Origin of the sequence: Amycolatopsis japonica, assembly GCF_000732925.1 — a bacterium.
Taxonomy (GTDB): domain Bacteria; phylum Actinomycetota; class Actinomycetes; order Mycobacteriales; family Pseudonocardiaceae; genus Amycolatopsis; species Amycolatopsis japonica.
This window is the reverse complement of record NZ_CP008953.1, coordinates 8,617,551-8,643,927: the sequence shown is the minus strand read 5'-3', so window position 1 is coordinate 8,643,927 and position 26,377 is coordinate 8,617,551. Positions and strand designations below refer to the sequence as shown.

The following is a 26,377-nucleotide window of genomic DNA, read 5'->3' as shown; positions in this document are numbered from 1 at the left end:
GGAGGGCGGCGTGAACGTTTCCGACCTCGCGGGCAGGCTCCGCGATCTTCGGTTCGACGGCTACACCGACACCGGGATCGCGACCGAGATCGAGCAGTTCCGCAGCGGCGACGGCACCGGCAGCATCGGCATCGCCGTCGACGCGCTGAAATCCGTCGCGGGCGCGCTCGCCGACACCGACAAGACGCTGCGTGACGAGCTGGGCAAGCTCGGCGTGGAATGGCAGAGCGAAGCGGGCGGCGCCGCCGGTCAGGTGTTCACCGAGCAGGCGGGTTTCTCCCAGGACGCGAACACGAAGGTCTCGCATTCCGCGGAGATGATCTTCGCCCAGGGTGAGGCCTTCAACCGGACGCTGCACAAGCTCCCGGATCCGGACGTGGTCCGGAAGGGCGCCGGCGGCCTGACCGTCGGCGACGTCCTGCTGAGCCTCATCGGGTTCGAGACCGACCACGCCAAGACCGTCAGCGCCGCGAACAACGCGCGGGCGCAGGCGCAGGAGGCGTTGAACGACTACGCCAAGACGAGCGGCGAGAACCTGCTGACGACCGACACCCTGGCCGATCCGCAGGCGATGAACCTGACCCAGACCACGACGACCGCCGGCGCGGGCGGCGGGTCCGCCCCGCTCGACCTCGCGGGAACGGCCACGGATCTGACCCCGGACGGCAGCGTGCGGCCCGCGTCGGCCGCCGTGGAGTCGAAGTACGTGCCGCCGGTCGCGCAGCCGGTCAGCAACCCGAAGGCGCCGTCGTACGACGCCCCGACTCCGGCCTATGGCGTCGCCATGGGCGGCGGGACGGCCAGGAAGACCGCTTCGGCGGCACCCGGCGCGACCGCTCCCGCGTCGGCGGGCTCGACGACCCCGGCCGGCACTTCGCGGCCGGCTCCCGCCCCGGGCTCCGGCTGGGTGACGCCGAACCGGCCGTCCCCGCAGCCCGAACAGGGCAGGCCTTCGTACCCGGTCACCGGCCCTCCCGCTTCGCCGCCGTTCGTCCCGCCGGGCGCGCCGTCCAACCCGAACATCCCGCCGGGCCAGTCCACCGGCAGCCTGCCGCCGAACAGCACCACGTCGGCGCAGCCGGTCGGCAAGTCCTTCGGCACCGGTCCCGGTATCGACGCCGCGCTCGGCAAAGGCGCCGGTTCCAGCTCCGGCCCCGGTGTCTTCGGCAACGTCGGCGGCGGCGCCGGTGGCGACCAGGCGCTCGGCAAGGGCCGCTCGGTCGGCTCCGGACCGCAGGCGCCGTTGGCCCCCGGCAACGAATCCGGTCGCGGCTTCCCCGCCGTCCCGAAGATCACCGGCCCGGCCGCGGGCGATCTGGGCGCCGGTGCCGCCGCGCTCGGCGCCGGTGTCGCCGGTGGCGCGCTGAGCGGCGACAAGGAACGCGACCGCCGTCCCCGCCAGGAAGGCGGCGTGAAACCGACCCGCCAGCTGCCGATCGGCGAGCTTCCCGAAGAGGAGGCCATGCGGCGCTCGGAGAAGATCGGCGCGAAGCAGCCGAAGCCCGAGTCGAAGTTCATGGAGCGCGCGGCCACCCAGGACGTCGAAGAGGACGCGGAGCACATCAGGCGTTATGGCGTCGACGACAAGGATCTGTTCACCGACGAGCGCTTGGTGTCGCCGGACGTGATCGGTGACCACGGCAACTCCGAAACGCGTTGACCCTGTGCCGAACGACAACGGCAGCCTGGTGCTGTCCGCACTCGAGTTCGAAATGCTCTGGGAAGCCGAAAGGCTGCCCCGCCGCCATGTCGCACTCGACGTGCCGAGCCCCGGAACGACCCATACGGAGCGGGCGGCACTGATCGAAGAGGCCTGGGAATCCCTGCGCGCGCGAGGGCTCGCGCGGGGACACCAGGCGTCGGGCGAGCTGGTCGACATGCTGAACCTGTTCGCGCACCCCCGGCTCGCGATCGACGTCTGGGTGTGGACCGACCGCGAGATCAAGGGGCAGGCGGTCAGCGTCGGCAACCAGGCGTTGCTCGGCGTGATCGACGCCGGTCAGGTGTGGCTGATCCCGGCGCGCGAAAGCTCGCTGGCCGAAGCCGCCGTCTCGGTCGCGGGTGATCTCGGCCCCGGTGTCGGCCAGTCGATCAGCATCCCCCACGACGTCCTCGTCCAAGCCGACGCCGCGGCCCGCGGCGAGGCGAAAGCGCTGGTCACGGCCTTGGAAGATCTGGACGTGCCCCTCTGGCAGGCGCAGGAGGTGGCGGGCATGCTGCTGGGCCAGGAGGCGCGCGGCCAGTTCGGTGCCGAACGCGCGGGCCGCGACGGCCGCCCGCGGCGCGCGGACGGCGTGGTCGCCTTCTACGACACGGACGCGGGCCGCTATCTGTTCCAGGTCGCGCGGAACCGCGACGGGCGGGATTGGGCGACCATCACCCCGGCGGACAATCAACTGCTGGCGACGAGGATCCGGGAAGTCGCCGATTTCTGATTCGCCCGATTATCGGCGGGGTGGAAGTTGGCGTGGATACGCACACGGCCCCCTGCCGAGGTCTTAAAGTATGCGCGGGAACCGTCTTGATCGGCCGCGCGTCAGATCGGGCGGACACAAGTTTTTCCGTGAAGGGGATGACGAACCGTGCCTGTGTACGACCCGGATTCCATGGGGATCGCCGCCGGTCAGGTGGAGAAGCTCAAGGACGAGTTCGAGAAGACCAAAAAAGGCGTCACCGGGATGGATGACGAGAAGGAAAGCCCCTTCGGCGGAGTGGACGAGCACGGCGACGCGCAGGGCGCGGTCGGCAAGTTCAAACAGGGTGTCCACAACGAATTCGATTCGGCCGGTCAGCTGATGGAGGCCACGGCCTTCGTGCTGCGAAAGGCCGCGGGGCTGATCAAGGAGACCGAAGCGGTCCACGTGGACAACCTGAAGGTGCACGGGGACCTGTGACGACTCGCCAGGCCTGGGGGCCGAAGACCAAGGGGGCTTGAGCAGTGGCTTTGAACGGTGTCGGCGCCGGCACGCCGGACGGCTGGGACGGACTGACCCAGAAGGCCGAGCAGATCAGCAAGGTCAACCTCGCCGCCATTCAGAACGCGTCGAGGCAGTTCAAGACGGCCGCCGACAACGCGGGTGACCACAGCGCGGCGTTGTCGACGTCGACCGAGGCGCTGAACGGCGGCGTCTGGGCCGGGCCCGCCGCGGAGGCCTTCTTCGAGTACGTCAAGTCGATCACCAAAGCCGGGAAGAACGTCGAAGAGCAGCTGGGCAAGGTCGTCGACGACCTCGATCGCGTCCACACCGATCTCGGCAACATCAAGGCCCAGGTGAAGGGCGTCTACGAAGACGCCGAAGCGGCGGTCAACAAAAGGAACACCCAGGCGGAGTCGGACAAGAACGCGGCGATCACGGCCGCCGCGCAGGCCGAGAAGGATCACAAACCGGCGCCGAGCCCTTCGGCTGACGAGATCATCCAGAAGGCCAAGACCGACATCAACGGCATCGCCAAGGACGCGGACGGCCGGGTCAAGGGCCTGCTCGACCAGGCCAACCAGATGATCCAGAAGTCCCAAGAACTGATGAAGAAGGACATCCAGGGCGGCTATTCCACCGTCCCGATGCCCGGCAAGGACGGCTCCGTCCCCAAGCGCACCGGCGGACTCCACGCCGGTGGCGGCGGTGGAGGAGGAGGCGGCGGTGGCGGTGGGGGCGGCGGCCTCGGCCCGAGCGGCGGCCCGCCGTCGACGACGCCGCCGGGCAACGTCCAGCAGTGGATCCAAGAGGCCATCAAGATCCTGCAGGCCAACGGGATCCCGGTGACCGAGGCGGATATCCAGAAGATCTGGACGATCATCGAGAAGGAGTCCGGCGGTAACCCCAACGCCATCAACAACTGGGACTCCAACGCGGCGAAGGGCACGCCGTCGAAGGGGTTGATGCAATGCATCGACCCGACCTTCAACGCGCACAAGCTTCCCGGGCACGACGACATCTACAACCCGGTCGACAACATCATCGCGGGCGTGCGGTACACGTTCTCGCGGTACGGCGGTTTCGAAGGCCACCCGGGCCTGAAGTCCATGGCCGGGGGCGGCGGATACCAGGGCTACTAACGAGCTCGACCGGCTCGCTTGCCGCGTTTCGGGCCCGCCGGAAGTACGTGAAGGCCCCCTTCATTGCGCTAGACGCAGTGAAGGGGGCCTTCATGTACTTGGGAAAGGAGGCCTTCACGGATATCAAGTCACTTCCGTCACGCGTGTCGTCCGTCCAGTCACGCGAGTCCCCCGGCCGGCGCACCCCAAGGGCCCGCCGTCAGTAGTCCTTGAGTGCCAAGGCGTTCGCCGCTTCCGTGAGCGGCCGCATGGCCGCCTTCATCAGCCGGTCCCGGAACGGCAGATGAGGCAGCACCCGCATCGACTGGATCTGTTTCCACTGACGGAACCGCGTCTGACTCTTCTGGTTCATCGCCGCCAGCGCTTGGTTCTTGAGCACGAACGGCCGCATTTCCCTTTCGTAGGAAGCAAAAGCGGCGCGGTGGTCAAGAGAAGCGGCCAGCGACCCGGCGAGCACGTAGGCCCCGACGATCGCCAAACTGGTGCCCTGCCCCGAAAGCGGTGACGGTCCATAGCCCGCGTCGCCGACCAGCGCGACCCGCCCGTCGGTGAACCGGTCCATCCGGATCTGGGTCATGGAATCGAAGTACAGCTCGCTCGACGCCATTTCGCGAAGCAGCCGCGGCACTTCCCAGCCTTGGCCGGCGAACCGGTCGGCGATCAGTTTTCGTTGCTGCTCCAGGTCGTGCCGGTCGAAGTCGAGCTCCGGCGACTGGAAACCGAGCATCGCCCGCGCTTCCGTGTTCTTTCGCGCGCTGTACAGCCCGGCCAGTTTCCCCGGCGTCATGTGGAAGGTCTGCCAGCGGTCCAGATCGAGGAAGTTCGGCACGGTGAACACCGCGAGATAGGTGTCCATGTAGTGTGAAAACTCTTTCTCCGCACCGAAAACCAGTGACCGCACCGCCGAGTGCTGCCCGTCCGCGCCGATGACGAGGTCGAAGTCCCGAGCCTCTCCGCGTGCGAAGGCGACTCGGACACCGTCGGTGCGCTGCGTGATCCCGGTGATCCAGTCCCCGTAGACGTACTCGACACCCTCCTGAGCGACGGAAGCCAATGTGTCGGTGAGGTCGTCCCGCAGGATCTCGACGTCCTCGCTGTCGGTGAGCCCGCCGGTCAGCGTGTGGTCGGTGACGTTCACGAGGGTCTTGCCCTCGCCGTTCACGAACGACATCCCGCGCATGTCCGTCCGCAGCTCCCGGAGGCGTTCGAGCACCCCCATCCGGTCGACGACGCCGAGCGCCGTACCGCGGATGTCGACCGCGTGCCCGCCGACCCGGGGCGCGGGCGCCCGCTCCACGACCGTCGGCGCGAAACCGTGCCGGCGCAGCCAGTACGCCAGCGTCGTACCGGCGATACCCGCGCCCGAAATCAGGACCTTCCGCATGTCCACTCCTTGTGTACGGCGTTGTGAAGCACTGCGTACAACGTATGGACGCGTCGGCTCAGTCCCAGGAAAAAGCCTCGAAAACCTTCGCTGCACTAGTGCGATGCGGGTAGTGCGCCGCCTGAAATGCGGTAACGTGCACTATGGCAAGAACCGATCCGCCCTACCTGCGGATCGCCGCCGAGATCCGTCGCCGGATCACGTCCGGCGAGCTTCGCGAGGGCGACAAGGTCCCGTCGACCCGCCTGATCATCGCCGAGTGGGGCGTGGCGATGGCGACCGCGACGAAGGTGCTCGCCACGCTCAAACGGGACGGCCTGGTCGTCGCCAAACCCGGCGCGGGCACGGTCGTCGCGAGCCGCACCCGGAAGGCCGCGCCGAAGACCGAGGCGGAGCTGTCACGCGAGCGAGTGGTGAAGGCCGCGATCCGGATCGCCGACGCCGAGGGCATTCGCGCGCTCTCGATGCGCCGCGTCGCCTCCGGGCTCGGCGTCGCGACGATGGCGCTTTATCGCCATGTCACCGCGAAGGAGGAGCTGATCCTCGAAATGGCGGACATGGCACTCGGCGAGATCCGTTTCCCGCCCGAGCCGCCATCCGGCTGGCGGGCCCAGCTGGAGCTGATGGCGCGAGCGCAATGGGCTCTGTTCCGTCGGCATCCCTGGCTCGCGCAGGCGCTCTCGATCACCCGCCCGCAGCCACTGCCGAATCTGCTGACGCACGCCGATTGGGCGACCCGCGCGCTCGACGGTCACGGCCTCCCGCCGTCGACGATCATGTACGCGCACATCACGATCTTCAACCATGTACGCGGCATCGCCCTCAACTTCGAGGCCGAAGCCGACACCGAATCCGGAACGGCGGTCACGGCCGACGCCTGGCTGGCGGAGCACGAGCCGATCCTCTGGGATCTGGTGTCCGGCGGTCGTTTCCCGAACTTCGCCGGTGTCGTCTCGCGCGCTCCGTTCGACTACGACCTCGACACGCTCTTCGAGTTCGGCCTGCAACGGCTCCTCGACGGCTACTCGGTTCTCCTCGCGAAGTCCGGTTAGCCTCACGTCATGCTCATCCCCGGTCCCGCCGCACGTTCCGACGTCCCGCCGTTCCACGTCATGGACGTCCTTTCGGCCGCACAGGCCCGGCAGCGCAGCCACGGCGACCTGGTCCCGTTGCTCGCCGGGCAGCCGTCCGCCCCGGCGCCGGGACCGGTGCTCGAAGCCGCGCAACGGGCGCTGAAGGACCACAACCTCGGCTACACCGAGCAGCTCGGCATCCCGGAGCTGCGCGAGGCCGTCGCGGAGCACTACAACCGCACGTACCCGGTCGACGTGAGCCCGCAGGACGTCATCATGACGACCGGTTCCTCCGGCGGCTTCCTGCTCTCGTTCCTCAGCGCCTTCGAGGCGGGCGACCGCGTCGCGATGGCGCGTCCCGGCTATCCGGCCTACCGCAACCTGCTGAAGGTGCTCGGTTGCGAGGTCGTCGAGTTCGCCACCGGGGCGGACACGAACTTCCAGCCGACCGTCGCGCTGCTCGACGAATTGGGGCCGGTCAAGGGACTCATCGTGGCCAGCCCGAGCAATCCGACCGGCACCGTCCTGCCGCCGGGTGAACTGGCGGCGATCAGCGGCTGGTGCGCGTCACGCGGTGTGCAGCTGATCAGCGACGAGATCTACCACGGGATCTCCTATGGCGCCGGGCTCGATTGCGCCTGGCAGTACGGCAACGAAGCGCTCGTCCTCGGCTCGTTCTCCAAGTACTTCGCCATGACCGGCTGGCGGCTCGGCTGGATGCTCGCGCCGCAGCGGCTGCATCGCGCCATCGACGTCCTGACCGGCAACTTCACCATCTGCCCGCCCGCGGTCTCCCAGCACGCCGCGGTCGCCGCGTTCACCCCGGAGGCGTACGCGGAGACCAACGGTCACGTCGAGCGCTACCGGGCCAACCGCGACGTGCTCTTCGCCGGTCTCAAGGGCATCGGCATCGACAAGCTCGCGCCGGCCGAAGGCGCCTTCTACGCCTACGCCGATGTCTCCGCGTACACGACCGACAGCCTCAGCTGGTGCCAACGGCTCCTCGCCGAAACGGGCGTCGCGATCGCCCCCGGGATCGACTTCGACCCGGTCGACGGCGGCCGGTTCGTGCGGTTCTCCTTCGCGGGTTCTCGCGAGGACATCGACGAAGGGGTCCGCAGGCTGGGCCAGTGGCTCACCGCTCAGGGGGAACCCGGAAATCACCCTGAACGTTAGGCGGAATGAAGGCGCTCGCGAGCTTCGCCTGACAACCTGGACTCACCGGGCCCGCTCGGGCACGGTGAGGCAATCGGAGGATGCCATGTTCTGGAAGATCGTCGGCGGGCTGATCCTGGCTTGGGTGGCCTTCATGGTGCTCGGATCCGTGCTCGGTTTCCTCGTGAAGGCCGTCTTTTGGATCGCCGTCATCGGCGGCGCGGTCTTCCTCGGCACGGCCGCGTACGGCGCCATCAAGGGCAAGGGCACCCCGAAGCAGCTCCGCCGCTAAGGCTTACGCGCCACCCCGCCGAGCGACGTGAAGTTCACGGGCGAAAGCGGGGTGAAGCGCGGGCCGTCCGGCCACCACAGGTGCGGGTACGTCAGCCCGGGCTCCATGAGATCGAGTCCTTCGAAGAACGACTCGATCTCGTCACGCGTGCGGTACAGCGTGTCCAGCCCCGTGCCGTTGAAGCGCTTTTCGAGTGCCGTCGCGACGTCGGCGGCTTCGGAGCCATCGGCGGGGTTGTGCTGGTGCAGCAGCGCGACGAACGAGCCCGGGGCCAGCGCGTCGACGTAGGCGCGGACGGTCTTCCGCGCCTCGTCGAGGTCCTGGATGTGGTGGACGATCGCGCACAGGACGAGCCCGACGGGCCGGTCGAAGTCCAGCCGGTGGGTGCGGGCGAGTTCCTCGACGACCTCGGCCGGTTCGGTCAGATCCGCGGCCACCATATGCGCGAAGTCGTTCGCCGCGAGCAGCGCGCGGCCGTGCGCCTGCACCACCGGATCCCGGTCGACGTAGACGACCTGGGCTTCGGGGTTGTACCGCTGCGCGACCTGGTGCGTGTTGTCCATGCTCGGGAAACCGGAACCGAGGTCGAGGAACTGGTCGATGCCTTCCCGGTCGGTCAGGTAGCGCACGGTCCGCACCAGCCAGTGCCGCACTTCTTTGGCCATCGCCTGCGCGTCCGGCGAGATTTCCAGGATCTGGCGCAGTGCCACCCTGTCCGCTTCGTAGTTGTCCTGGCCGCCCATCAGCGCGTCGAAGACCCTCGCGATGCTCGGCCGGTCGAAATCGACGGGCACGAACGGGCGCTGGTCCGCTGACATGGGCACCTACCGGGGTAACTCGGTTTGGACGCGTTCAGCGTAGGTCATCCGCTTCACCGCGCGTAAGCGGATGAGCGGTGAGGGTGAATTATTCCTCCGAAGAGCCGAAGCCGGATTTCGCTGTTGTCACGCCGACCCAGCGTTCGGCCTTCATCCCCACCGCCCGTGCACCGTCCACATTGGACTGACGATCGTCGAAGAACAGGCAGTCGCCCGGTTCGGCGCCGAGTTCGGCGAGCAGGATCCGATAGATCTTCGCGTCGGGCTTCATACAGCCGAGGTCACCCGAGAAGAGCTTCACGCGGAACAGCTTCGCCCACTCCTGCTCGCGCACCCACCGGCCGAAGGTGGACGACGCGTTCGAGAGCAATGCGAGCGCCGCGCCTGCCTCGTGCAGCCCTTCCAGCAGTTCGAGGACGTCCGGTTCGAGGTGCGTCCAGCCCTCGACGTCGATGCGGGTCAGCTCGTCCGCGAACGCCTTGTCGACAGGCACGTTCAGCGCGCGGCCGACGTTCTGCCAGTACTCGAGGTCCGAGCCGCCCGAGTCGTACTGGACCCGCTCGGCCCAATAGTGCGGCTCGAAGTCGGCGAGATCGAGGTCGAAGGCCTTGGCCAGGGTCGGCAGCGCGTCGGTGTGCTCGCTGATGACGTCGCCGTAGTCGAAGACGATCCAGTTCATGTTCAGCCCCCGGTCTTGACGCGTTGAAGGGTTTCTTCGATGTCCGCCGCCGAAAGGTCCCGGTGCGCGACGAAGCGGATCCGGCCCGAGCTCGGCAGCGTCAGGATCCCGAGCCCGGCCAGCCACGCCAGCCGTCCTTCGAGATCCGGTGCGGTGACCTGCACGATGTTGGTCTCGGGAGCGTTGACCTCCCAGTCGAGCTCGGCGAACCCGGCCGCGAGCCGGGTCGCGTTCTCGTGGGTCTCGGCGAGGTCGCCGATGCGGTCCAGCGCGACCATGCAGGCCGCCGCCAGCACGCCGCCCTGCCGGACGCCGCCGCCGAGCATCTGGCGCATCCGCCGCGCCTTCTCGACGAACTCCTCGCTGCCGGCCACCACCGAGCCGACGGGCGCGCCGAGCCCCTTGGAGAAACAGGCGGACACGGTGTCGACGCCGACCGTGAGGGCCGCGGGCGGGACCTCCAGCGCGACCGACGCGTGCCAGATGCGGGCGCCGTCGAGGTGCACGGTCAGCCCGGCCTCCTTCGCGATCGCCACCAGCTGGGCGTGCTCGTCGGGCGGGGTGACCGCGCCGCCCGCCGTGTTGTGCGTGTTCTCCAGGCACAACAGCGGGGTGCGCAGCGCGTAGTACGGCCCGCGCGGGACGCCGATCGCGGCCGAAAGCGTCTCCGGCGTCGGCCGCCCGGGCCCGGCGTCGTGCTCCAGCGGCTCCGGCATGCCGCCCGCGAGCCACGCGGCGGAACCGAGCTCGTCGGTGATGACGTGCGAGCCCCGCGGCGCGAGGAACCGGTCGCCACGCTGGAGATGGATGCTCAGCGCGATCAGGTTCGCCATGGTCCCGGACGGGGTCCAGAGCGCGGCGGGCATGCCGAGGAGTTTCGCGGCGCGCTGTTCCAGCGCGGCGACGGTCGGATCGCCGTCGAGGACGTTGTCGCCGACCTCGGCCTTCGCCATGGCCTGGCGCATGACGTCGTCGGGCCGGGTGACGGTGTCGGAGCGGAAATCGATCAGCGGGAGAGAGCGCGAGGTCACGGTACGATCACATCACATCGACGGGCCCGCCATGAATCTCCTCCCCGGCTGGTCCGCCGCGCCCGCTCATGCAACCGTGGACGCCCCCGGTTCCGTCCTACCCACCGACGAGGCAAGAGCGGAGACAAAAACCGCGTGAACCAGCGCGACGAACAAGAGTTCGCGGAGTACTTCGCCGCGAAGCGGGACTCCGTGCGCAGGACCGCGTACATGCTCTGCGGTGACTGGCATCGTGCGGACGATCTCGCGCAGACGGCGTTCGTCGCGCTGCACCGGAGGTGGAAGAAGATCAGAGAACGGGCGGCGACCGACGCCTACGTGCGGAAGACGCTGGTCAGGGCGGCCATCGACGAGTCGAGGCGGCCGTGGCGGCGGGAGTGGCAGACCGAAGAGCTGCCCGAACCGCCGCAGGACGGCTTCGACCTCGGCGAACAGGTCGTCACCAGGGAAGACCTGCTGGCCGCGTTACGGGAAGTGCCCCCGAAGCAGCGGGCCGTGCTGGTGCTCAGGTTCTTCGAGGGGCTGGACGTCGGTGCCGCGGCGAAGGCGCTGGGCTGCAGCGAAGGGAACATCAAGAGCCAGACCGCGCGCGGGCTGGCGAACCTCAGGCAGGTCATGGAGAAGGAGGAGGTGGCACGGGATGGACGAGAATGACCTGAAGGCGTTGTTCCGTGACGCCCCCGGCGACGCGCCGTCGCCGACCTTCGACACCGCCGACGTGGTCCGCGCCTCGAAACGCGCCACTGCCCGACGCCGAAACGGTATCGCGGTGGCCTGTAGTGCGGTGGTTTTGGTGCTGGCCGGAGTGGGCATGTTCGGCGTGCTCGGCGGAACCGACTTCGAACTGGGGACCGCGGCCAAATCCGATCAGGAAGCGGCGTCCGCGGGGCAACCCGGGGCCGCGTCCGCACGTCCTCAGAACGGGGAGTCCTCGAACTTCTCGAACCCGCCGCCTCAGCAGGGGGGCGGCGGAGTAGAGAAGACCGGCCCATTGGTGGCCGAAGGCACCTACGGGTGCGACCAGGTGGACCGGGAGCTCGCCACCGCCCTCGCTGGCGAGCTCCCGGTCCCCGTGGATGTCGCCAAGTCGACGCCCGGCGACATCTGTACGACGGGAGCCAGGTCCGCGGGGTTCCAGGTGCCGGGCGGCACGGTCTCCGCGGCGGTCTACCCGGCGGGTTCGTCCGTCCCGGTGATGCCCACCGGAGCGGCCGAGGCGCGGCGGACCACCCCCAAGGGGTCTCTCGTGGTCGTGGTGAGCCTCGGCGACGGTTCGGGCAGGCCCGCCCTTCCCGAGTCCGACGTCGACAGGCTGGTCGGCGTGCTCGCCGCCCGGTATTAACCGAGCTGGCAAAATAGCCCGCCATGACCGCCGCAGCGACCACACCGAAGGGTGAGCGACGCCGTGCCGAGCTGATCGAGGCCGCCTCGTCGCTCCTGGCCGAGGGCGGTTTCGACGCCGTGCGGCATCGTGCGGTCGCCGAGCGGGCCGGTCTTCCGCTCGCTTCGACGACGTACTACTTCGATTCGCTGGAAGAGCTGGTCACCGCCGCGGTGGAGCACCACGCGAAAGTGGAACTGGAGGACGGGCGGCAGCGTCTCGACGAGCTGGCGACCCGCAATCGCGGCGTCGAGGCCACCGTCGACCTGGTGCTGGACATGCTCCTCGGCCCGCTCCGCCCGGATCGCGAGGCCGACGCCGAAGCGGTCCTCCTGCGCTACGAACGCCTCGTCGGGACAGGGCGCCGTCCGTACCTTCGGCCCCTGATGCGGACGCTGTCCGCGCAGCTGTACGAGCTGCTCCACGAGATCTTCGCGCGCTCCGGCACTCCTGTGGACGCCACCGAACTGGAGCGGCTCGTCGCCTTGGTCGACGGCGCCGTGGTCAACGCGCTCATCGAGGTCGACCCGGAGCCCCGGGCCGCCGCCGCGCGCATGCTCCAGGCGGCCCTGGCCTGAAACTCCCGCGTTTCGTCCTCTGAATGCGGTAGTTGGTGTCGCGAACCACCGCATTCAGAGGACGAAACGCGGGGCGGGTTAGTCTGGCCGCGTGACGGACAAGCCCCGCATCCCCAACGTGCTCGCCGGCCGCTACGCCTCGCCTGAGCTGGTCGAACTCTGGTCCCCGGAACGCAAGGTCGTGCTGGAGCGCGAGCTCTGGCTCGCCGTGCTCCGCGCGCAGGCCGACCTCGGCGTCGAGGTGCCGGACGGTGTCGTCGCCGACTACGAACGCGTCCTGGAGCAGGTCGACCTCGACTCGATCGCCGCACGTGAGCGCGTCACCCGGCATGACGTGAAGGCCCGCATCGAGGAGTTCAACGCGCTCGCCGGGCACGAGCACGTCCACAAGGGCATGACGTCGCGGGACCTCACCGAGAACGTCGAGCAGCTGCAGGTGCTGCGGTCGCTGGAGCTGGTGCGCAGCCGCGTCGGCGCCGTGCTGGCCCGGCTCACCGCGATCGCGGTCGAGCACGCCGACACGGTGATGGCCGGTCGTTCGCACAACGTCGCCGCGCAGGCGACGACCCTCGGCAAGCGGTTCGCCACCGCCGCCGACGAACTGCTGGTCGCCTTCGACCGGCTCGAGAACCTCATCGGCCGCTACCCGCTGCGCGGGATCAAGGGCCCGGTCGGCACCGCGCAGGACATGCTCGACCTGCTCGGCGACGAGTCCACTTTGGACGAACTGGAGTCGCGGGTCGCGGCCCACCTCGGCTTCGAGAACGTGTTCACCAGTGTCGGCCAGGTGTACCCGCGTTCGCTCGACTTCGACGTGCTGTCCACCGTCGTCCAGCTCGCGGCCGCCCCGTCGAGCCTGGCCAAGACGATCCGCCTGATGGCGGGCCACGAGCTGGTCACCGAGGGCTTCAAACCCGGCCAGGTCGGCTCGTCGGCCATGCCGCACAAGATGAACACGCGCTCTTGCGAGCGGGTCAACGGGCTCGCCGTGGTGCTGCGCGGTTACCTGTCGATGATCGGCGAGCTCGCCGGCGACCAGTGGAACGAAGGCGACGTGTCCGACTCCGTCGTCCGCCGGGTCGCGCTGCCCGACGCGTTCTTCGCGCTCGACGGTCTGCTGGAGACCTTCCTCACGGTGCTGGCCGAGTTCGGCGCCTTCCCGGCGGTCATCGGACGTGAGCTCGATCGCTATCTGCCGTTCCTCGCGACCACCAAGGTGCTCATGGCCTCGGTCCGCGCGGGGGTCGGGCGTGAAACCGCTCACGAGGCGATCAAGGAGAACGCCGTCGGCGTCGCGCTCGCGATGCGGGAGCAGGGGCTGGCCGAGAACGACCTCCTCGACCGGCTCGCCGCCGACGAGCGCATCCCGCTCGACCGCGGTGAGCTGGACAAACTCCTCGCCGACCGCATCTCGTTCACCGGTGTCGCGCCGCGTCAGGTGGCCGCGATCGCGTCCCGCGTCGAGGCCATCCTGGAACGTTTCCCGGAGGCGGCGAACTACTCGCCGGCCCCGATCCTCTGACCTGTGAGCAGCCCCACCACGGGGCGTTCACAGAGTGAGACGAAGTTACTCGATCGGGCGAAATGCCTAATCTCGATCGCTGAACCCGGAGCGCCAGGCCGCCCATGAGGCGGCCTGGCGTGTTTGTATCGCGCCTTGCGCGCCGAACCCACGGAAGAAGCGATGAGATCCACGCTGTCGAAAATCGTCGCCGTCGTCACGGCCGGAGCGGCCACCCTCGCCCTCGCCGCCTGCGGCTCCGGTGACGCGGGTGCGAGCGCCCAGAAGCTGCGGGTCGGCACCCTGACCGACGCGCCGCCGTCCATCTACCTGGAGAACGGCACCTTCACCGGCTACGACAACGAACTGCTGCGCGACATCGGGAAGCGCGAGGGCTTCGAGGTCGAGTTCGTCGGCACCGAGTTCGCCGGGCTGCTCGCCGCCGTCGCCACCAACAAGTTCGACATCGGCAGCTCCACGATCTCCACCACCGAGGCCCGCAAGAAGACCGTCGCGTTCAGCAACGGCTACAGCACCGGGTTCACCTCGATCATCACCAAGAAGGGCGCGGGTCTCAAGGACGTCGGCGCCTTCAACGGCAAGCGGCTCGGCGTCGTGCAGGCGTCGGTGCAGGACGATTTCGCGAGCGGCAAGGTGCCCGGCGCCAACGTCGTCCGCTTCCCCGACTACAACGCCGGTTTCGCGCAGCTGAAGGGCGGCAGCCTCGACGGCTGGGTCGTGCCGAAGGACATCGGGCAGAAGTACATCGACCAGAACCCGGACCTGCAGCTGGAGTTCGGCTACACCGTCGAGACCAAGGACACGCCGTCCGCGTTCGCCGTCCGCAAGGACAACAAGGAACTGCTGAAGAAGATCAACGACGGCCTCGCGAAGGCCGTGGCGGACGGCACCGTCGCCCGCCTGCACGCCCGGTTCTTCAAGACCGAGCCGCTGCCCAAGGAACTCGAACAGGGCGGCCCCGGCCTGCCCGTGCAGAACCCGGGGGTCTGAAAATCATGAAGAAAACGCTGCTCGCCACGCTGGCCGCGGGCCTCGTCGCCGTGCTCGCCGCCTGCGGTGGTGGCGAATCCGCCACCGAGAAGACCCTGCGCGTCGGGACACTGAGCGACGCGCCGCCGAACATCTACGTCGAGAACGGCAACTACACCGGCTTCGACAACGAGCTGCTGAAGGCCATCGCCGCCAAGCAGAACCTGAAGCTCGAGTTCGCCTCGACCGACTTCTCCTCGCTGCTCGGCCAGGTCGCGAACAACCAGTTCGACATCGCCAGCTCGGCCATCGCGCAGACCGACGAGCGCAAGAAGAACGTCGACTTCTCCAGCCCGTACAACTTCGAGGTCATGAGCATCCAGACCAAGGACGGCTCGCCGATCACCGAGGAGAAGGGCCTGTCCGGCAAGCGGGTCGCGGTCATCCAGGCGACCGTCGGCGACAAGTGGCTCACCTCGACGGTGCCCGACGCGCAGGCCGTGCGTTTCCCCGGGTACGCCCCGGCGCTGGCCGCGCTCAAGAGCGGTGCCGTCGACGCCTACATCCTCGACCAGGCGATCGCCGAGACGAACGTCAAGGAGAGCACCGACGCGAAGCTCAAGGTCGTCAAGTCCTTCACCACCGACGTGCCCCACGGCTTCGCGGTGAAGAAGGGCAACAGCGAGCTGCTCACCAAGATCAACGAGGGCCTCAAGCAGGTCATCGCCGACGGCACCTGGGTCAAGCTGCACGAGAAGTTCCTGCCGACGGCCCCGGTCCCGGCCCAGTTCAAGGCGTGAGGATCACGATGAAGAAGTCACTCGCCGCCGTCGTCAGCGCTCTCCTCGTGACGGTGCTGGCGGCGTGCGGCGGCGGTGAGGACGCCGGCGGGAAAACCCTTCGCGTCGGCACCCTCAGCGACTCGAAACCCAACGCCTACCAGGAAAACGGCGTGTTCACCGGGTTCGACAACGAGCTGCTGAAGGCCATCGCCGCGCACCAGAACCTGAAACTCGAGTTCGTCTCCACGGAGTTTTCGGCGCTGCTCGGCCAGGTCGCCACCGGCAAGTTCGACATCGGCAGCTCGGGGATCTCGCAGACCGACGAACGCCGCAAGACCGTCGACTTCTCGGCGCCGTACAACTACCAGTCGCTCGGCATCGAGACCCGCGAAGGCGTCGCGATCACCGACGAGAACTCCTTGGCGGGCAAGCGGATCGGCGTCGTCCAGGGCACCGTCTCGGACAGCTGGCTGACGGCCAACGCGCCCACCGCGCAGGCGGTGAAGTTCCCGCAGGACGCCGCCGCGCTCGCCGCGCTGAAATCGGGCGCGATCGACGGCGCGATCTTCGACCAGGCGACCGCCGAGGACTACGCGGCGAAGAACCCGGACGCGAAACTCAAGGTGGTCAAGGCGATCACCACGACGATCCCGCACGGTTTCGCGGTCAAGAAGGGCAACACCGAATTGGCGGGCAAGATCAACGCCGGGCTCAAGGCGGTCATCGCCGACGGGACCTGGGAAAGAGTGCACCAGCGGTTCGAACCGAACGCGCCGGTGCCCGCGGAGTTCAAGGCCGGGCAGAAGTAAGTGGACGATTTCCTCAACACCTTCCTGAACTGGGAGTACATCTGGGAGGTCTTCCCCGACCTCCTCGGGACCGGCCTGCTGAACACGCTGATCCTGTCGGTGTTCTCGGCACTGATCGGCACCGTGCTCGGCATGTTGCTGGCCACGATGGGCCTGTCCAGCAAGGCGTGGCTGCGCTGGCCCGCCCGGGTGTACACCGACATCTTCCGCGGCCTGCCCGCGATCCTGACCATCCTGGTGATCGGGCAGGGCGGCGGGATCCTCATCCCGTCGCTGTCGCGGAATCCTTACCCGCTGGGCATTCTGGCGCTGAGCCTGATCGCGGCCGCGTACATCGGCGAGATCTTCCGCGCCGGTATCCAGAGTGTCGAAAAAGGACAGATGGAGGCCAGCCGCGCGCTGGGCATGAGCTACACCAAGGCGATGACGCTCGTCGTAATCCCGCAGGGTGTGCGGCGCGTGCTGCCCGCGCTGGTGAACCAGTTCATCGCGCTGGTCAAGGACTCAAGCCTGGTGTACTTCCTCGGCTTCCTCGCCGAGCAGCGCGACCTGTTCCGCATCGGGCAGGACCTCGCGGCGAACACCGGGAACCTGTCGCCGCTGGTCGCCGCCGGTGCCGTCTACCTGGTGATCACCGTGCCGCTGACGCATCTGGTCAACTACATCGACAAGAAGCTGCGCACCGGCAAGAAGGTCCGGGTCGACGACGAGGGCGGCGAAACGGAACTCCTGAACGCCGGAAAGGTGCCGATGTCATGACCGCCGCCGTCCGTTCTTCCAGCGTCGAACTCCGCGACATCCATGTCTCCTTCGGCACCCTCGAAGTGCTGAAGGGCGTGAACCTCAAGGTCGAGAAGGGCCGCACGACCTGCATCATCGGGCCGTCGGGGTCCGGCAAGTCGACGTTGCTGCGCTGTGTGAACCGGCTCCAGGAGCCCGACTCGGGCGACCTGCTGCTGGGCGGCGAGAGCGTCATCTCGTCCGATCCGGACGCGCTGCGGCAGCGCGTCGGGATGGTGTTCCAGCACTTCAACCTGTTCGGGCACCGCAGCGTGCTGGACAACATCACCCTGCCGCTGCGCAGTGTGCGCAAACTCGGCAAGGAGGAGGCGGCGGAGATCGCGCACGCCCGCCTCGCCGAGGTCGGCCTCGCCGACAAGGCGCCGTACCGGCCGAGCGCGCTCTCGGGCGGGCAGCAGCAGCGGGTCGCGATCGCGCGGGCGCTCGCCATGGAGCCCGAGGTCATGCTGTTCGACGAGGCGACCAGCGCGCTGGACCCGGAGCTGGTCAAGGGCGTCCTCACGCTGATGGCCGGGCTGGCCGAGCGCGGGCTGACGCTGCTCGTGGTCACCCACGAGATGGGTTTCGCGCGCGGCGTCGCCGACGAGGTCGCGTTCATGGACGACGGGAAGATCGTCGAACAGGGCGCTCCGGAGGCGATCTTCGACGCTCCGCGGAGCGAGCGGCTGCAGCGTTTCCTGTCGCAAGTGCTGTAGGCGCTTCCCCGAGTACATGAAGGCCCCCTTCCTTGCGCTAGACGCAGTGAAGGGGGCCTTCATGTACTTGGGAAGGTGTGAAGGTCGAGTTTCCTCCGCTGAGCCGAGGGAAGGGGGCCTTCACACATCTGCTGTGACTGCTGGGGCTGGTGGTGTCACAGAGCCGCGGGTGGCGATCGTGTAGTCCGTGAAGGCCTCCTTCCCTACCCTGAAGGTAGGCAAGGAGGCCTTCACGGACCGGCGGCCAACGGCCACCCACATTCAGTAGGCACCTAAGACAGCCTTGGCCCGAATCGCCACTCACCACGCCTTAGTCGTTAACCTGCGGCTATGGCGAGAGTGGCGAAGCTGGTCTATTACCCGGTCAAAGGCTGCGCGGGGACGTCGGTCGCGACGGCCGACGTCACCCCCGCGGGGCTGAGGTTCGACCGGGCCTGGATGGTCGTCTCCCCGGAGGGCGAGTTCCGCAGCCAGCGCAAGCATCCGGTGATGGCGTCGATCCGGGCCGAGGTGCTCGACGACGGCGCCCGCCTGCGTCTCGCCGCTCCCGGCGTCGAGGAACTGCTGGTCGAGACGGTCACGGACGGGCCGAGGCAGCCCGCCGCGACGTTCACCTGGCAGGGCAAGGGCGTCCACCAGGGCGAGGACGCCACCGAGTGGTTCTCCGACGTCCTCGGCCTGCCGTCGGTGTTCGTCGGGCTCGCGCCGGAGCACGAACGCGTCACCAACGGCGAGATCCCCGGCACCGCGGCCTTCGCCGACGCGCACGCGATCCTGTTGACCTCGGAGTCCTCTTTGGACGGTCTGAACGAGCGTATCGCGTCGCGCGGCGCCGAAGCCGTGCCGATGGACCGCTTCCGGCCCAACATCGTCGTCGCGGGCTGGCCCGAGCCGCATCGCGAGGACGACGTCCGCTCGCTCACCGCCGGTGGCCTCGAACTGGGGTACGCCAAGGTCTGCATCCGCTGCACGGTGCCGATGGTCGACCAGGAGACCGGGAAGAAGGCCGGTCCCGAGCCGATCCGGTCGCTCGCCGACTACCGCCGCGAACCCGAGGGCGGCGTCTCGTTCGGGATCAAGATGGCGGTGACCAGGCCCGGTCAGGTGGCCGTCGGCGACGAGGTGATCGTGCACTCCTGGGCGGGTCCCAGTCCGAGCACCGCCGAGGCGGAGCCGCCGTTCACGGCGACCGCGAGCCGTCCCGCGGAATCGGTGTAGAGCACGTTCCGGCCCGGCGGCACCGTGCCGAAGGTGTCGCCGACCAGCGCTTTCACCAGGACGTGTTCGCTGCTGACGGAGACCGTGCCCGCCAGCCCGGCCAGTTCGAGGTCGGCGGGGCTCGCGGCCAGCTGGACGTTGCCGAAGTGGTCGACCGTGAGCACCTCGGCCACCAGCTTGCCGGGGAACACCGCGACGAACGGGTCTGGCAGCCGCACGAGGTCGTCGACGCGCGGCCCGAACTCCTCGGGCGGGACGCCGAGCGCGAGATGCGCGGCGGCGGGGGCGAAGACGTCACGCCCGTGGAACGTCGACGACGTCACCGGAAGGCGGTATTCCGGCGCCGCGAGTTCGTACGCGGCTATCACCCCGCTGAGTGTTTCGGCGGCGGGAATGAGGAGCCCGTTGTCCGGGCCGACGAGCATTCCGCGGTCGGTGACCACCACGACGCCGCGCCGGGCGGTGCCGACGCCGGGGTCCACGACGGCGAGATGGACGGACTCCGGCAGATACGGCGCGGTCTGGGCGAGCACCTCGGCGCCGGTCCTGACCTGCTGCGGAGGGATCTCGTGGCTCACGTCGATCACCCGTACGGACGGCGCGATCCGCGCGATCACGCCGTGGCACGCGGCCACGAAACCGTCGCTCAGCCCGTAGTCGGTCGTGAACGAAACGCAGTGGATCGGCATGATCAGCCATCATCCTTGATCGCTAGGGTGCAGCCGTGACGACGCTCGAATACCCGAAGATCGCCGCCGGCAAGGTCCGTGAGCTCTACGCCGTCGATGACGAGCATCTGCTGCTCGTCACCTCCGACCGGATCTCCGCCTACGACGTCGTCTTCGACACGCCCATCCCGGACAAGGGGCGGGTGCTCACCGCGATGAGCGTGTTCTGGTTCTCCCTGCTCTCCGATGTCCTCCCCAACCATCTGGTCTCCTACGAAGACGACCGCATCCCCGCCGAGGTCCGCGGCCGCGCGCTGCTGGTGCGGCGGCTGGCGATGCTGCCGTTCGAAGCCGTCGCCCGCGGCTATCTCACCGGTACCGGTCTCGCCGATTATCGCGCGCGCGGCACGGTTTGCGGTGTCGAACTTCCGCCCGGTCTGACCGAATCGTCCCGCCTGCCCGAGCCGATCTTCACGCCCGCGACCAAGGCCGACCGCGGCTCGCACGACGAGAACATCGCCTTCTCCGACGTCGTCGGGCAGCTCGGCCGCGAGCGGGCCGAGGAGGTCCGCGAGGCGACGCTGGCGGTGTATCGCCGCGGCGCGGAGTTCGCCGCCGAACGCGGCATCCTCCTCGCGGACACGAAGCTCGAATTCGGCGTCGACCGGGAAGGGAATCTCGTGCTCGCCGACGAGGTCCTGACCCCGGATTCCTCGCGCTACTGGCCGGCGGGCGGCTACGCGCCGGACAGCCCGCAGCCGTCGTTCGACAAGCAGCCGCTGCGGGACTGGCTCACCAGTCCGGCGTCCGGCTGGCATCGCCGGGACAGACCCGGGTCGCCACCCTTGCCCGAGGACATCGTCGCCGCCACGCGCGCGAGGTACATCGAGTCGTACGAACGCATCACCGGCCGGTCGCTGCAGGATTGGCCCGCCTGACCTGCGGCGTTCACCCCGTGGTCAGTCCGGCGCAAGTCGCGGCTGGCTCACTGGTGGGGTGGACGCACGTTTGCTGGTTTCCCTGTCCGGCGTGACCACCCGGACGTTGCACCGCTGCGCCGATCTCGCGGCCGAACTCGACCGGCGCAGGGTCCCGTTGTCCGTGCTCTACGCCGCTCGCACCGGCGAGGGCCCCGTGACCGAGTGGGTCCGGACGCGTCGCACCCGCGGCGATTCCGTCCTCCTGCACGGGTACGACCACCAGATCCCGCCCACTCATCGCGCCGTCTACCTGGGCAAACGAGCCGAGTTCGCGGCTCTGCCCGCGCACGAGGCGCGGCTGCGCCTGATCGCGGCGAAGGCGGCGCTCGACGCCAACGGCATGGCCGTCGACGGCTTCGCGCCGCCGCGCTGGATCGCCTCGGAAGGCACCCTGCAGGCCCTGCGCGAACACGGGTTCACGCTGTGCGCGGATCTGGCGTCGGTGCGGGACCTGGTGTCCGGAGACGTCCAGCGCGCCAGGGTGCAGGAGTTCGGCGGACCGTCGCACCGCACGGAGACCGTCCGGTGTTTCGCGCTGGTGCTGGCCGCCGCCAGGGCCGCGCGCCGCGGCGGGCTGGTGCGGCTCGGCATCGACGCCGCGGACCTCGCCCGGCCGGGACTGCGGCAGGCGTTCCTCGACGCCGTCGACGTCTCGCTGGAGAACCGCGCTTTCGGAACCACGTACGGCTCGCTCTCGCGAACGCGGGTTAAATTGTCGGGATGACCGACGAGGCAGGCGCACCGGCGACGCTGATGCGGCTCTGGCGCCGGTCGGAACGCCCGACGCGCGGCAGGCCGTCCGTGCTCGACATCGACGGTGTCGTGGCGGCGGCGGTGGACCTCGCCGATCGCGAAGGCGTCGCGAACGTGACGCTGGCGAACGTGGCGAAGGATCTGGGCGTCACGAAGATGTCGTTGTACCGCCACATCGGTTCGAAGGCGGAGCTGCTGGAGCTGATGGCCGACGTCGCCATCGGCGATCCGCCGGAGGTGGAGCCCACCGGTGACTGGCGGGCCGAGCTGACCACGTTGGCCGAGGCCAACCGCGACGTGCTGATGAGCCATCCGTGGCTGGTCGAGCTGCCGCTTTCCGGCCCGCCCGCCGGTCCGCACGCGGTCGCCTGGATGGACGCGTTCCTGCGCACGCTGCGCGAAACCGGCCTCGACTGGGGGACCAAGGGCGGGATCCTGGTCCTGATCGGCGGCTATGTCCGCCTCGCCTGCGCGCAGGCACTCCAGCTCGCCGAGGGCCGGAAGGACAGCGGGCTGACCCAGGCGCAGGCGGAACAGGCCTACGGCAAGGGCCTCGCCGAGCTGATCGACCCTGAGCGTTTCCCCGACGCCGTGGGCTTCCTGAGCTCGGGTCTCGGTGGCTCCGAACAGAACTCCGACTTCGACTTCGGTCTCGACGTCGTCCTCGACGGCATCGCCGCTCTCGTCGAAGCGAGCTGACAAAACCCCTCCTCAGCCTTTAGTATCCGCCGGACATTAATTAGTGTACGTTGGATACTAAAGGGGGATCCATGACATCGACACCGACGGGCGAGCGTGTGCTCGCACCGGATCTGGCCAGGGGTTTCGCGCTCCTGCTGGTCGCGCTGGCGCATACCGCGAGCATCTTCCTCGGCAACACGCCGGGCGTCGATCAGACGCCGGAAGGACTGGAACGGCCGTACTTCGTGGTGCTGTTCGTGCTCGTCCACGCGTGCGCGCTGCCGCTGTTCGGCATGATGCTCGGCTACGGCATGGTGCAGTTCGCCGATCGGCAGGAAGCGCTGGGGCAGTCATGGCCGCGCACGCGTGGCATCCTGCTTCGCCGTCACGCGTGGCTGCTCGTCTTCGGCGCCGTCGACGGGGTGCTGTTCTTCTCCGGCGACGTGCTCGGCGCGTACGGCGTGGTCGGCATGGTGTTCGCCCTGCTGCTTTTGCGGCGTGGCAAGGGTTTCTACCGGCTTCCCGTGCTGTACTTGGGTTTCGGCGTCTGCTATCTGGCAGTGCTGATGTACCTGGTGCTCACCGGGAATTCCGGGAGCGCGCCGGTTCCGTCCATCGAGGACGCGTCGTCACTGGCGCCGACGTACGGCGACGCCGTGCGGGAACGGCTCGTCGAATGGCCGATGACCACCGCGGTCCTGCTGTCGTCGATCCTGTTCGTCTGGGTGGGCGCCTGGGCCGCGAAGAAGCGTGTGCTGGAGGAGCCGAATCGGAAACTGCTCCTTTTCGGTCTGTTCGGGGGTTTCGGTGTCGCGATCGCGGGCGCGCTGCCGATGGGGCTCTTCGCCGGTGACCACGTCGGCTTCGACGAGGAGACCGCCGGGCTCGTCAAGCTGATGTACGAGGGAGCGGGCCTGTTCGGCGCGATCGGTTACATCAGCCTGTTCGGGCTCATCGGCATGGCAGTCGGCAGGAAACGCCGCGGCGTCCTGGTCACCGCGATCTCGGCGCTCGGCCAGCGCACGCTGAGCGCCTACCTGTTCCAGTCGGTGGCGTGGCTGATCCTGGCGCCGCCGTTCATGCTGGGGCTGGGCGGCAGCACGTTCGTCGCGGCCGCGTGCGGGCTCGGCGTGTGGCTGCTGACGGTCGTCGTCGCGTACGTGATGCAACGGCGGGCGTATCGGGGACCGGCGGAGATCTTGGTGCGGAAACTCGCGTACCGGCGCTAAAGCTTCACCGGCTCCCCGACGTCGAGCACCTTCACTTCGGTGCCTTCAGGAGCGAGATTCGCGAACAGGCCGTAGTGCATCTGCGGCCGCGCGAGGACCGCTTCGTGGATCGGGACGGCGAGGCGCGGCGACACCGCACGCAGGTAGTCGACCGCCTCGCCGGCCTTGAGCCACGGGGCGCCGGTGGGCAGGCCGAGGACGTCGATCTTCTGTTCCGGCATGAAGAACGAGTCACCCGGGTGATAGAAGGCGCCGTGATCGACCACGTAGCCGACGTTCGGGATCACCGGGATCTCCTCGTGGATCACCGCGTGCTCGCCGCCGACGACGTCAATGCCGCTGGACCCGATCTCGAAGGCGTCGCCGGGGTTCGCGATCTGGAACTCGGCGCCGATCTTCCCCACCGCTTCGGCGGAACCCGGGTCGACGACCAGCTTCACGCCGGGGTTGGCCTCCAGCAGCGCGGGCAGCCGGTCCATGTCGAGGTGATCGAAGTGCTGGTGGGTGATCAGGATGGCGTCCAGTTCGCGCTCGCCTTCGAAACCCGTCGAGAAGGTGCCGGGGTCGATCAGGATCCGCGCGCCCTCGGTCTCCAGAAGCGTGCAAGCGTGTCCAAAGTGGACAATACGCATCGGTGTTCTCCTTCGCGGTAGGTCGATTCCAGCCTATGCCCGGATCAGGGCGTCGCCAAGTTCGGTGCGCCGGTAACGGACTTCGCGGCCGCGCCGCCGGGTGTCGAGCAGGCCCGCGGCGTGCATCGCGGTCAGATGCTGCGAGACCGTCGGTGCCGAGAAGCCCAGCCGTCGGGCCAGTTCGGTGGTGCTCGCGGGTTCGTTGAGCGTCGTGAGCAGGGCGGCCTTCGTCCGGCCGAGCACTCCCGCGAGCGCGCCGGGCGGGCGTTCGGGGTCCGACCAGAGTTCGGCCACGCCGCGGGCCGGATACAGCAGCGAAGGCTGCCACGGCTCCATCGTGATCACCCCGACCGAAGGCCACGCGAAGACGCCGGGAATCAGCAGGAGCCCGCGGCGGTCGAGGTGGACGCGGCCGCGTTCCTTCATCTCGATCACCAGGACGTCGTCGACCAGTCGGACCCGTGGGTGGATGTCCTCCAGTACCAGCGCGATTCCGCCCGCGGCCAGGCGACGTGAGCGTTCCTCGATGTCGGCGACGAGGAACCGGCGCATCCGGGGCCAGTGCGGTTCGACCAGTTCGGTCCACGCGATCTCCATCTGGTCCGCCAGCAGATCCCTTGCCACGGCCGGGTCTTCGGGGAGACCACTCAGGTCGGCGTCTACTTTGGACAGTTCGTGGGCGACCTGATCCGGCGGCGTGCGGCGGATTTCGGCGAGCTGGGCGGACGCGGTGGTCTCCGGTCCGCTCGGCGGCGGGCTGAGGAAGTCGGTGATGTAGTGCCGCGCGCTCATCACTTTGGCGAAGCCCTCGATGGGCAGGTTCGGCAGTTTCGCGGCCGCCTCGCGCAGCCACGGCAGGTGGCTCGGATGCCCTCGCCGTCCGAGCAGGGTCTGCAACGCGCCCATGGTCTCGTCGAGCGGGGAGATGCCGAAGCGGACGCGGTTGGCGCTCTCGGCGGTGAGGACCAGCTCGATCATCGGATTAGGCTATGCCCTAATCAATGGTTCTCGCCAGGCCGTGTCGGCAGGGTTCTCGAACATGACGTTGCTGCGTAATTCCGGGTATTGGCGCTGGTCGGCGGGGGTACAGCTGAATCGGCTGCCCGCCACGATGGCGCCGCTGGCCTTCACCGTGCTGACCACCGCGACGACCGGTTCGTACCGGCTCGGCGGGGTCATGATGGCCGTCTTCGTCGCCGCCGAGATGGTCGGCGCCGTGCCGACCGGGCGGCTGCTCGACCGTGTCGGCCCCGCCCGCGGTCTCGTCGTGCTGCTGCCCCTGGTCGCCGCCGGGCTGTTCCTGCTGGCCGCGGTCGCTTCCGCCGGAGCCCCGGACTGGGCGCTGCTCGTACTGGCGATCCCGCCGGGACTGGTCGCGGGCGGGTTGAACGGTGGCTTCCGGACCTTGCTCGCCGGGACGGTGACCGAAGAGGAACTGCCGAGGGCGGTTTCGGTGGACGCGATGATCCTCGAAGGCGTCATCGTCGGCGGACCGCTGCTGGTGGCGCTCCTGGCGACGTCCGGACCGGCCGTCCCGGTCCTCGCGATGGCCGTCGTCGCCCTGCTCGCGGCGCTGCTCGTGCCGCGACGGACGGTCCAGCGAGATCCACAAAGGACGGTCGAACGACAGTCGATCTCGGTCGCCGCCTGTGTGCCCTGGTTAGCGGGGTTGTTCACCGTCGGGCTCCTGCTGTCGACCATCGAAGTCGGGCTGCTGCCGCTCGTCCAGCGTCTCGGCGCCCCTGACTCGGCGACGGCGATCGTCATCGTCGTGCTGTGCGCCGCGAGCATCACCGGAAGCGCGCTGTACGCGGCGCGCGGGAAGGTCGGCGATCCGCGGCTGTTCCTGGCCGGCTTCGTGCTCGGCGGGGTCGTCGTTTCGGCGGGTTTCGGATGGGCCGGACTGCTCGGCGGGGTCGCGCTGATCGGGCTCTGCACCGGACCGCTGATGGCCGTCTCGTCGGTCAACCTGCAGAAGCTGCTGCCGGAACGCCGCCGGTCGGAGGGGTTCTCGCTGGCCTTCACCGTGCAGGCGTCGGGCTTCGGCCTGGGCTCGCTGGCGATCGGCGTGCTGCCGGTCTGGCTGTGCCCTCTTCTCGGTGTCCTTGCGGCGCTCGTCTCCTGTGCGATGCTGGTGGCACGCCCCAGGCGAGCTATTGGCACGCCGTCAGTAACGTCGTAGCCTGGGCT

Annotated in this window: 29 protein-coding genes; 22 read left to right on the top strand and 7 right to left on the bottom strand. The window is 68.7% G+C overall.

Annotated features, from left to right (window positions below):
• Positions 1 to 10 precede the first annotated feature (10 nt).
• The 4 genes from AJAP_RS40245 to AJAP_RS40230 all read left to right on the top strand — a co-directional run bounded on the left by AJAP_RS40245 (position 11) and on the right by AJAP_RS40230 (position 4,057).
• A complete protein-coding gene (locus AJAP_RS40245) occupies positions 11 to 1,660 on the top strand; it encodes a PPE domain-containing protein (protein WP_038521475.1) in 1,650 nt (549 codons plus the stop codon).
• 4 nt (positions 1,661 to 1,664) lie between these two features.
• On the top strand, positions 1,665 to 2,435 hold the full coding sequence (locus AJAP_RS40240) for an ESX secretion-associated protein EspG (RefSeq protein WP_038521472.1): 771 nt from the start codon (positions 1,665 to 1,667) through the stop codon (positions 2,433 to 2,435).
• A gap of 147 nt (positions 2,436 to 2,582) precedes the next feature.
• Positions 2,583 to 2,894 carry a hypothetical protein gene (locus AJAP_RS40235; RefSeq protein ID WP_038521469.1) on the top strand — a complete coding sequence of 104 codons (312 nt, stop codon included), beginning with the start codon at positions 2,583 to 2,585 and terminating at the stop codon, positions 2,892 to 2,894.
• 44 nt (positions 2,895 to 2,938) lie between these two features.
• Positions 2,939 to 4,057 carry a transglycosylase SLT domain-containing protein gene (locus tag AJAP_RS40230; protein WP_038521467.1) on the top strand — a complete coding sequence of 373 codons (1,119 nt, stop codon included), beginning with the start codon at positions 2,939 to 2,941 and terminating at the stop codon, positions 4,055 to 4,057.
• Between the two features lie 199 nt (positions 4,058 to 4,256).
• Here the strand turns inward: AJAP_RS40230 and AJAP_RS40225 are convergent, their stop codons facing one another.
• Positions 4,257 to 5,441 carry an FAD-dependent monooxygenase gene (locus AJAP_RS40225; RefSeq protein ID WP_063777832.1) on the bottom strand — a complete coding sequence of 395 codons (1,185 nt, stop codon included), beginning with the start codon at positions 5,439 to 5,441 and terminating at the stop codon, positions 4,257 to 4,259.
• Between the two features lie 143 nt (positions 5,442 to 5,584).
• Here AJAP_RS40225 and AJAP_RS40220 point away from each other — a divergent pair, with 143 nt between their 5' ends.
• From AJAP_RS40220 to AJAP_RS40210, 3 genes are all read left to right on the top strand, one after another.
• Positions 5,585 to 6,493 carry a TetR/AcrR family transcriptional regulator C-terminal domain-containing protein gene (locus AJAP_RS40220; protein WP_038521461.1) on the top strand — a complete coding sequence of 303 codons (909 nt, stop codon included), beginning with the start codon at positions 5,585 to 5,587 and terminating at the stop codon, positions 6,491 to 6,493.
• A 9-nt stretch (positions 6,494 to 6,502) separates the two neighbouring features.
• Positions 6,503 to 7,690, top strand: a complete 1,188-nt coding sequence (locus AJAP_RS40215) for a pyridoxal phosphate-dependent aminotransferase (RefSeq protein ID WP_038521458.1) — start codon at positions 6,503 to 6,505, stop codon at positions 7,688 to 7,690.
• 85 nt (positions 7,691 to 7,775) lie between these two features.
• Positions 7,776 to 7,961, top strand: coding sequence for a hypothetical protein (locus AJAP_RS40210; protein WP_007032516.1), 186 nt, complete (start codon positions 7,776 to 7,778; stop codon positions 7,959 to 7,961).
• Here the strand turns inward: AJAP_RS40210 and AJAP_RS40205 are convergent.
• From AJAP_RS40205 to AJAP_RS40195, 3 genes are all read right to left on the bottom strand, one after another.
• Positions 7,958 to 8,779 carry an SAM-dependent methyltransferase gene (locus AJAP_RS40205; protein WP_038521455.1) on the bottom strand — a complete coding sequence of 274 codons (822 nt, stop codon included), beginning with the start codon at positions 8,777 to 8,779 and terminating at the stop codon, positions 7,958 to 7,960. The two genes, AJAP_RS40210 and AJAP_RS40205, sit on opposite strands and share 4 nt — an antisense overlap.
• A gap of 88 nt (positions 8,780 to 8,867) precedes the next feature.
• Positions 8,868 to 9,458, bottom strand: a complete 591-nt coding sequence (locus AJAP_RS40200; RefSeq protein WP_038521452.1) for an HAD family hydrolase — start codon at positions 9,456 to 9,458, stop codon at positions 8,868 to 8,870.
• A 2-nt stretch (positions 9,459 to 9,460) separates the two neighbouring features.
• Positions 9,461 to 10,489, bottom strand: a complete 1,029-nt coding sequence (locus tag AJAP_RS40195; protein ID WP_038521449.1) for a threonine aldolase family protein — start codon at positions 10,487 to 10,489, stop codon at positions 9,461 to 9,463.
• Positions 10,490 to 10,624: 135 nt separating this feature from the next.
• On the opposite strand from AJAP_RS40195, the gene AJAP_RS40190 reads away from it, so the two are divergent.
• The 10 genes from AJAP_RS40190 (at position 10,625) to AJAP_RS40145 (ending at position 19,244) form a co-directional block, all read left to right on the top strand.
• Positions 10,625 to 11,143 (top strand): SigE family RNA polymerase sigma factor, encoded by a 519-nt coding sequence (locus AJAP_RS40190; RefSeq protein WP_038521447.1) that lies wholly within the window; start codon positions 10,625 to 10,627, stop codon positions 11,141 to 11,143.
• On the top strand, positions 11,130 to 11,831 hold the full coding sequence (locus tag AJAP_RS40185) for a hypothetical protein (protein WP_037334649.1): 702 nt from the start codon (positions 11,130 to 11,132) through the stop codon (positions 11,829 to 11,831). Before AJAP_RS40190 ends, AJAP_RS40185 begins: the two co-directional genes overlap by 14 nt.
• A gap of 23 nt (positions 11,832 to 11,854) precedes the next feature.
• Positions 11,855 to 12,448, top strand: a complete 594-nt coding sequence (locus AJAP_RS40180) for a TetR/AcrR family transcriptional regulator (RefSeq protein WP_037334651.1) — start codon at positions 11,855 to 11,857, stop codon at positions 12,446 to 12,448.
• A 91-nt stretch (positions 12,449 to 12,539) separates the two neighbouring features.
• A complete protein-coding gene (gene purB, locus AJAP_RS40175) occupies positions 12,540 to 13,970 on the top strand; it encodes an adenylosuccinate lyase (protein WP_037334654.1) in 1,431 nt (476 codons plus the stop codon).
• A 162-nt stretch (positions 13,971 to 14,132) separates the two neighbouring features.
• Positions 14,133 to 14,960: a substrate-binding periplasmic protein gene (locus tag AJAP_RS40170; RefSeq protein ID WP_084098520.1), complete on the top strand. Its 828-nt coding sequence runs from the start codon at positions 14,133 to 14,135 to the stop codon at positions 14,958 to 14,960.
• Between the two features lie 5 nt (positions 14,961 to 14,965).
• Positions 14,966 to 15,739: an ABC transporter substrate-binding protein gene (locus AJAP_RS40165; protein ID WP_038521444.1), complete on the top strand. Its 774-nt coding sequence runs from the start codon at positions 14,966 to 14,968 to the stop codon at positions 15,737 to 15,739.
• Between the two features lie 8 nt (positions 15,740 to 15,747).
• Positions 15,748 to 16,530 carry an ABC transporter substrate-binding protein gene (locus AJAP_RS40160; RefSeq protein ID WP_038521441.1) on the top strand — a complete coding sequence of 261 codons (783 nt, stop codon included), beginning with the start codon at positions 15,748 to 15,750 and terminating at the stop codon, positions 16,528 to 16,530.
• Positions 16,531 to 17,289: an amino acid ABC transporter permease gene (locus AJAP_RS40155; protein WP_038521438.1), complete on the top strand. Its 759-nt coding sequence runs from the start codon at positions 16,531 to 16,533 to the stop codon at positions 17,287 to 17,289.
• Positions 17,286 to 18,026, top strand: a complete 741-nt coding sequence (locus AJAP_RS40150; RefSeq protein ID WP_037334665.1) for an amino acid ABC transporter ATP-binding protein — start codon at positions 17,286 to 17,288, stop codon at positions 18,024 to 18,026. Before AJAP_RS40155 ends, AJAP_RS40150 begins: the two co-directional genes overlap by 4 nt.
• A gap of 330 nt (positions 18,027 to 18,356) precedes the next feature.
• Complete coding sequence (locus AJAP_RS40145) at positions 18,357 to 19,244, top strand: MOSC domain-containing protein (RefSeq protein ID WP_038521434.1); 888 nt, start codon at positions 18,357 to 18,359, stop codon at positions 19,242 to 19,244.
• On the opposite strand, the gene AJAP_RS43405 is transcribed toward AJAP_RS40145, so the two are convergent.
• Entirely contained in the window at positions 19,127 to 19,933 is an 807-nt protein-coding gene (locus AJAP_RS43405) for an SAM hydrolase/SAM-dependent halogenase family protein (RefSeq protein ID WP_073845781.1), read from the bottom strand. The genes AJAP_RS40145 and AJAP_RS43405 overlap by 118 nt on opposite strands.
• 35 nt (positions 19,934 to 19,968) lie before the next feature.
• Between AJAP_RS43405 and AJAP_RS40135 the strand changes: the two genes are divergently transcribed.
• The 4 genes from AJAP_RS40135 (at position 19,969) to AJAP_RS40120 (ending at position 23,555) form a co-directional block, all read left to right on the top strand.
• Positions 19,969 to 20,850, top strand: coding sequence for a phosphoribosylaminoimidazolesuccinocarboxamide synthase (locus AJAP_RS40135; protein WP_038521429.1), 882 nt, complete (start codon positions 19,969 to 19,971; stop codon positions 20,848 to 20,850).
• Positions 20,851 to 20,908: 58 nt separating this feature from the next.
• Entirely contained in the window at positions 20,909 to 21,616 is a 708-nt protein-coding gene (locus AJAP_RS40130) for a DUF2334 domain-containing protein (protein ID WP_228694807.1), read from the top strand.
• A complete protein-coding gene (locus AJAP_RS40125) occupies positions 21,613 to 22,344 on the top strand; it encodes a TetR/AcrR family transcriptional regulator (protein WP_038521426.1) in 732 nt (243 codons plus the stop codon). Before AJAP_RS40130 ends, AJAP_RS40125 begins: the two co-directional genes overlap by 4 nt.
• A 71-nt stretch (positions 22,345 to 22,415) precedes the next feature.
• Entirely contained in the window at positions 22,416 to 23,555 is a 1,140-nt protein-coding gene (locus AJAP_RS40120) for a DUF418 domain-containing protein (protein WP_038521423.1), read from the top strand.
• Here the strand turns inward: AJAP_RS40120 and AJAP_RS40115 are convergent.
• Positions 23,552 to 24,187: an MBL fold metallo-hydrolase gene (locus AJAP_RS40115; protein WP_038521421.1), complete on the bottom strand. Its 636-nt coding sequence runs from the start codon at positions 24,185 to 24,187 to the stop codon at positions 23,552 to 23,554. The genes AJAP_RS40120 and AJAP_RS40115 overlap by 4 nt on opposite strands.
• Positions 24,188 to 24,220: 33 nt before the next feature.
• Positions 24,221 to 25,165: an ArsR/SmtB family transcription factor gene (locus AJAP_RS40110; RefSeq protein ID WP_038521419.1), complete on the bottom strand. Its 945-nt coding sequence runs from the start codon at positions 25,163 to 25,165 to the stop codon at positions 24,221 to 24,223.
• 61 nt (positions 25,166 to 25,226) lie between these two features.
• On the opposite strand from AJAP_RS40110, the gene AJAP_RS40105 reads away from it, so the two are divergent.
• Positions 25,227 to 26,369 carry an MFS transporter gene (locus tag AJAP_RS40105; RefSeq protein ID WP_038521416.1) on the top strand — a complete coding sequence of 381 codons (1,143 nt, stop codon included), beginning with the start codon at positions 25,227 to 25,229 and terminating at the stop codon, positions 26,367 to 26,369.
• Positions 26,370 to 26,377: the final 8 nt, after the last annotated feature.

What these genes read in the sequence shown, in the direction of transcription:
- AJAP_RS40225 (WP_063777832.1), bottom strand. Translation starts at nt 5,441, where the DNA reads ATGCGGAAGGTCCTGATTTCGGGCGCGGGTATCGCCGGTACGACGCTG.
- AJAP_RS40220 (WP_038521461.1), top strand. Translation starts at nt 5,585, where the DNA reads ATGGCAAGAACCGATCCGCCCTACCTGCGGATCGCCGCCGAGATCCGT.
- AJAP_RS40215 (WP_038521458.1), top strand. Translation starts at nt 6,503, where the DNA reads ATGCTCATCCCCGGTCCCGCCGCACGTTCCGACGTCCCGCCGTTCCAC.
- AJAP_RS40210 (WP_007032516.1), top strand. Translation starts at nt 7,776, where the DNA reads ATGTTCTGGAAGATCGTCGGCGGGCTGATCCTGGCTTGGGTGGCCTTC.
- AJAP_RS40205 (WP_038521455.1), bottom strand. Translation starts at nt 8,779, where the DNA reads ATGTCAGCGGACCAGCGCCCGTTCGTGCCCGTCGATTTCGACCGGCCG.
- AJAP_RS40200 (WP_038521452.1), bottom strand. Translation starts at nt 9,458, where the DNA reads ATGAACTGGATCGTCTTCGACTACGGCGACGTCATCAGCGAGCACACC.
- AJAP_RS40185 (WP_037334649.1), top strand. Translation starts at nt 11,130, where the DNA reads ATGGACGAGAATGACCTGAAGGCGTTGTTCCGTGACGCCCCCGGCGAC.
- AJAP_RS40180 (WP_037334651.1), top strand. Translation starts at nt 11,855, where the DNA reads ATGACCGCCGCAGCGACCACACCGAAGGGTGAGCGACGCCGTGCCGAG.
- AJAP_RS40170 (WP_084098520.1), top strand. Translation starts at nt 14,133, where the DNA reads ATGAGATCCACGCTGTCGAAAATCGTCGCCGTCGTCACGGCCGGAGCG.
- AJAP_RS40165 (WP_038521444.1), top strand. Translation starts at nt 14,966, where the DNA reads ATGAAGAAAACGCTGCTCGCCACGCTGGCCGCGGGCCTCGTCGCCGTG.
- AJAP_RS40160 (WP_038521441.1), top strand. Translation starts at nt 15,748, where the DNA reads ATGAAGAAGTCACTCGCCGCCGTCGTCAGCGCTCTCCTCGTGACGGTG.
- AJAP_RS40150 (WP_037334665.1), top strand. Translation starts at nt 17,286, where the DNA reads ATGACCGCCGCCGTCCGTTCTTCCAGCGTCGAACTCCGCGACATCCAT.
- AJAP_RS40145 (WP_038521434.1), top strand. Translation starts at nt 18,357, where the DNA reads ATGGCGAGAGTGGCGAAGCTGGTCTATTACCCGGTCAAAGGCTGCGCG.
- AJAP_RS43405 (WP_073845781.1), bottom strand. Translation starts at nt 19,933, where the DNA reads ATGCCGATCCACTGCGTTTCGTTCACGACCGACTACGGGCTGAGCGAC.
- AJAP_RS40125 (WP_038521426.1), top strand. Translation starts at nt 21,613, where the DNA reads ATGACCGACGAGGCAGGCGCACCGGCGACGCTGATGCGGCTCTGGCGC.
- AJAP_RS40120 (WP_038521423.1), top strand. Translation starts at nt 22,416, where the DNA reads ATGACATCGACACCGACGGGCGAGCGTGTGCTCGCACCGGATCTGGCC.
- AJAP_RS40115 (WP_038521421.1), bottom strand. Translation starts at nt 24,187, where the DNA reads ATGCGTATTGTCCACTTTGGACACGCTTGCACGCTTCTGGAGACCGAG.
- AJAP_RS40110 (WP_038521419.1), bottom strand. Translation starts at nt 25,165, where the DNA reads ATGATCGAGCTGGTCCTCACCGCCGAGAGCGCCAACCGCGTCCGCTTC.
- AJAP_RS40105 (WP_038521416.1), top strand. Translation starts at nt 25,227, where the DNA reads ATGACGTTGCTGCGTAATTCCGGGTATTGGCGCTGGTCGGCGGGGGTA.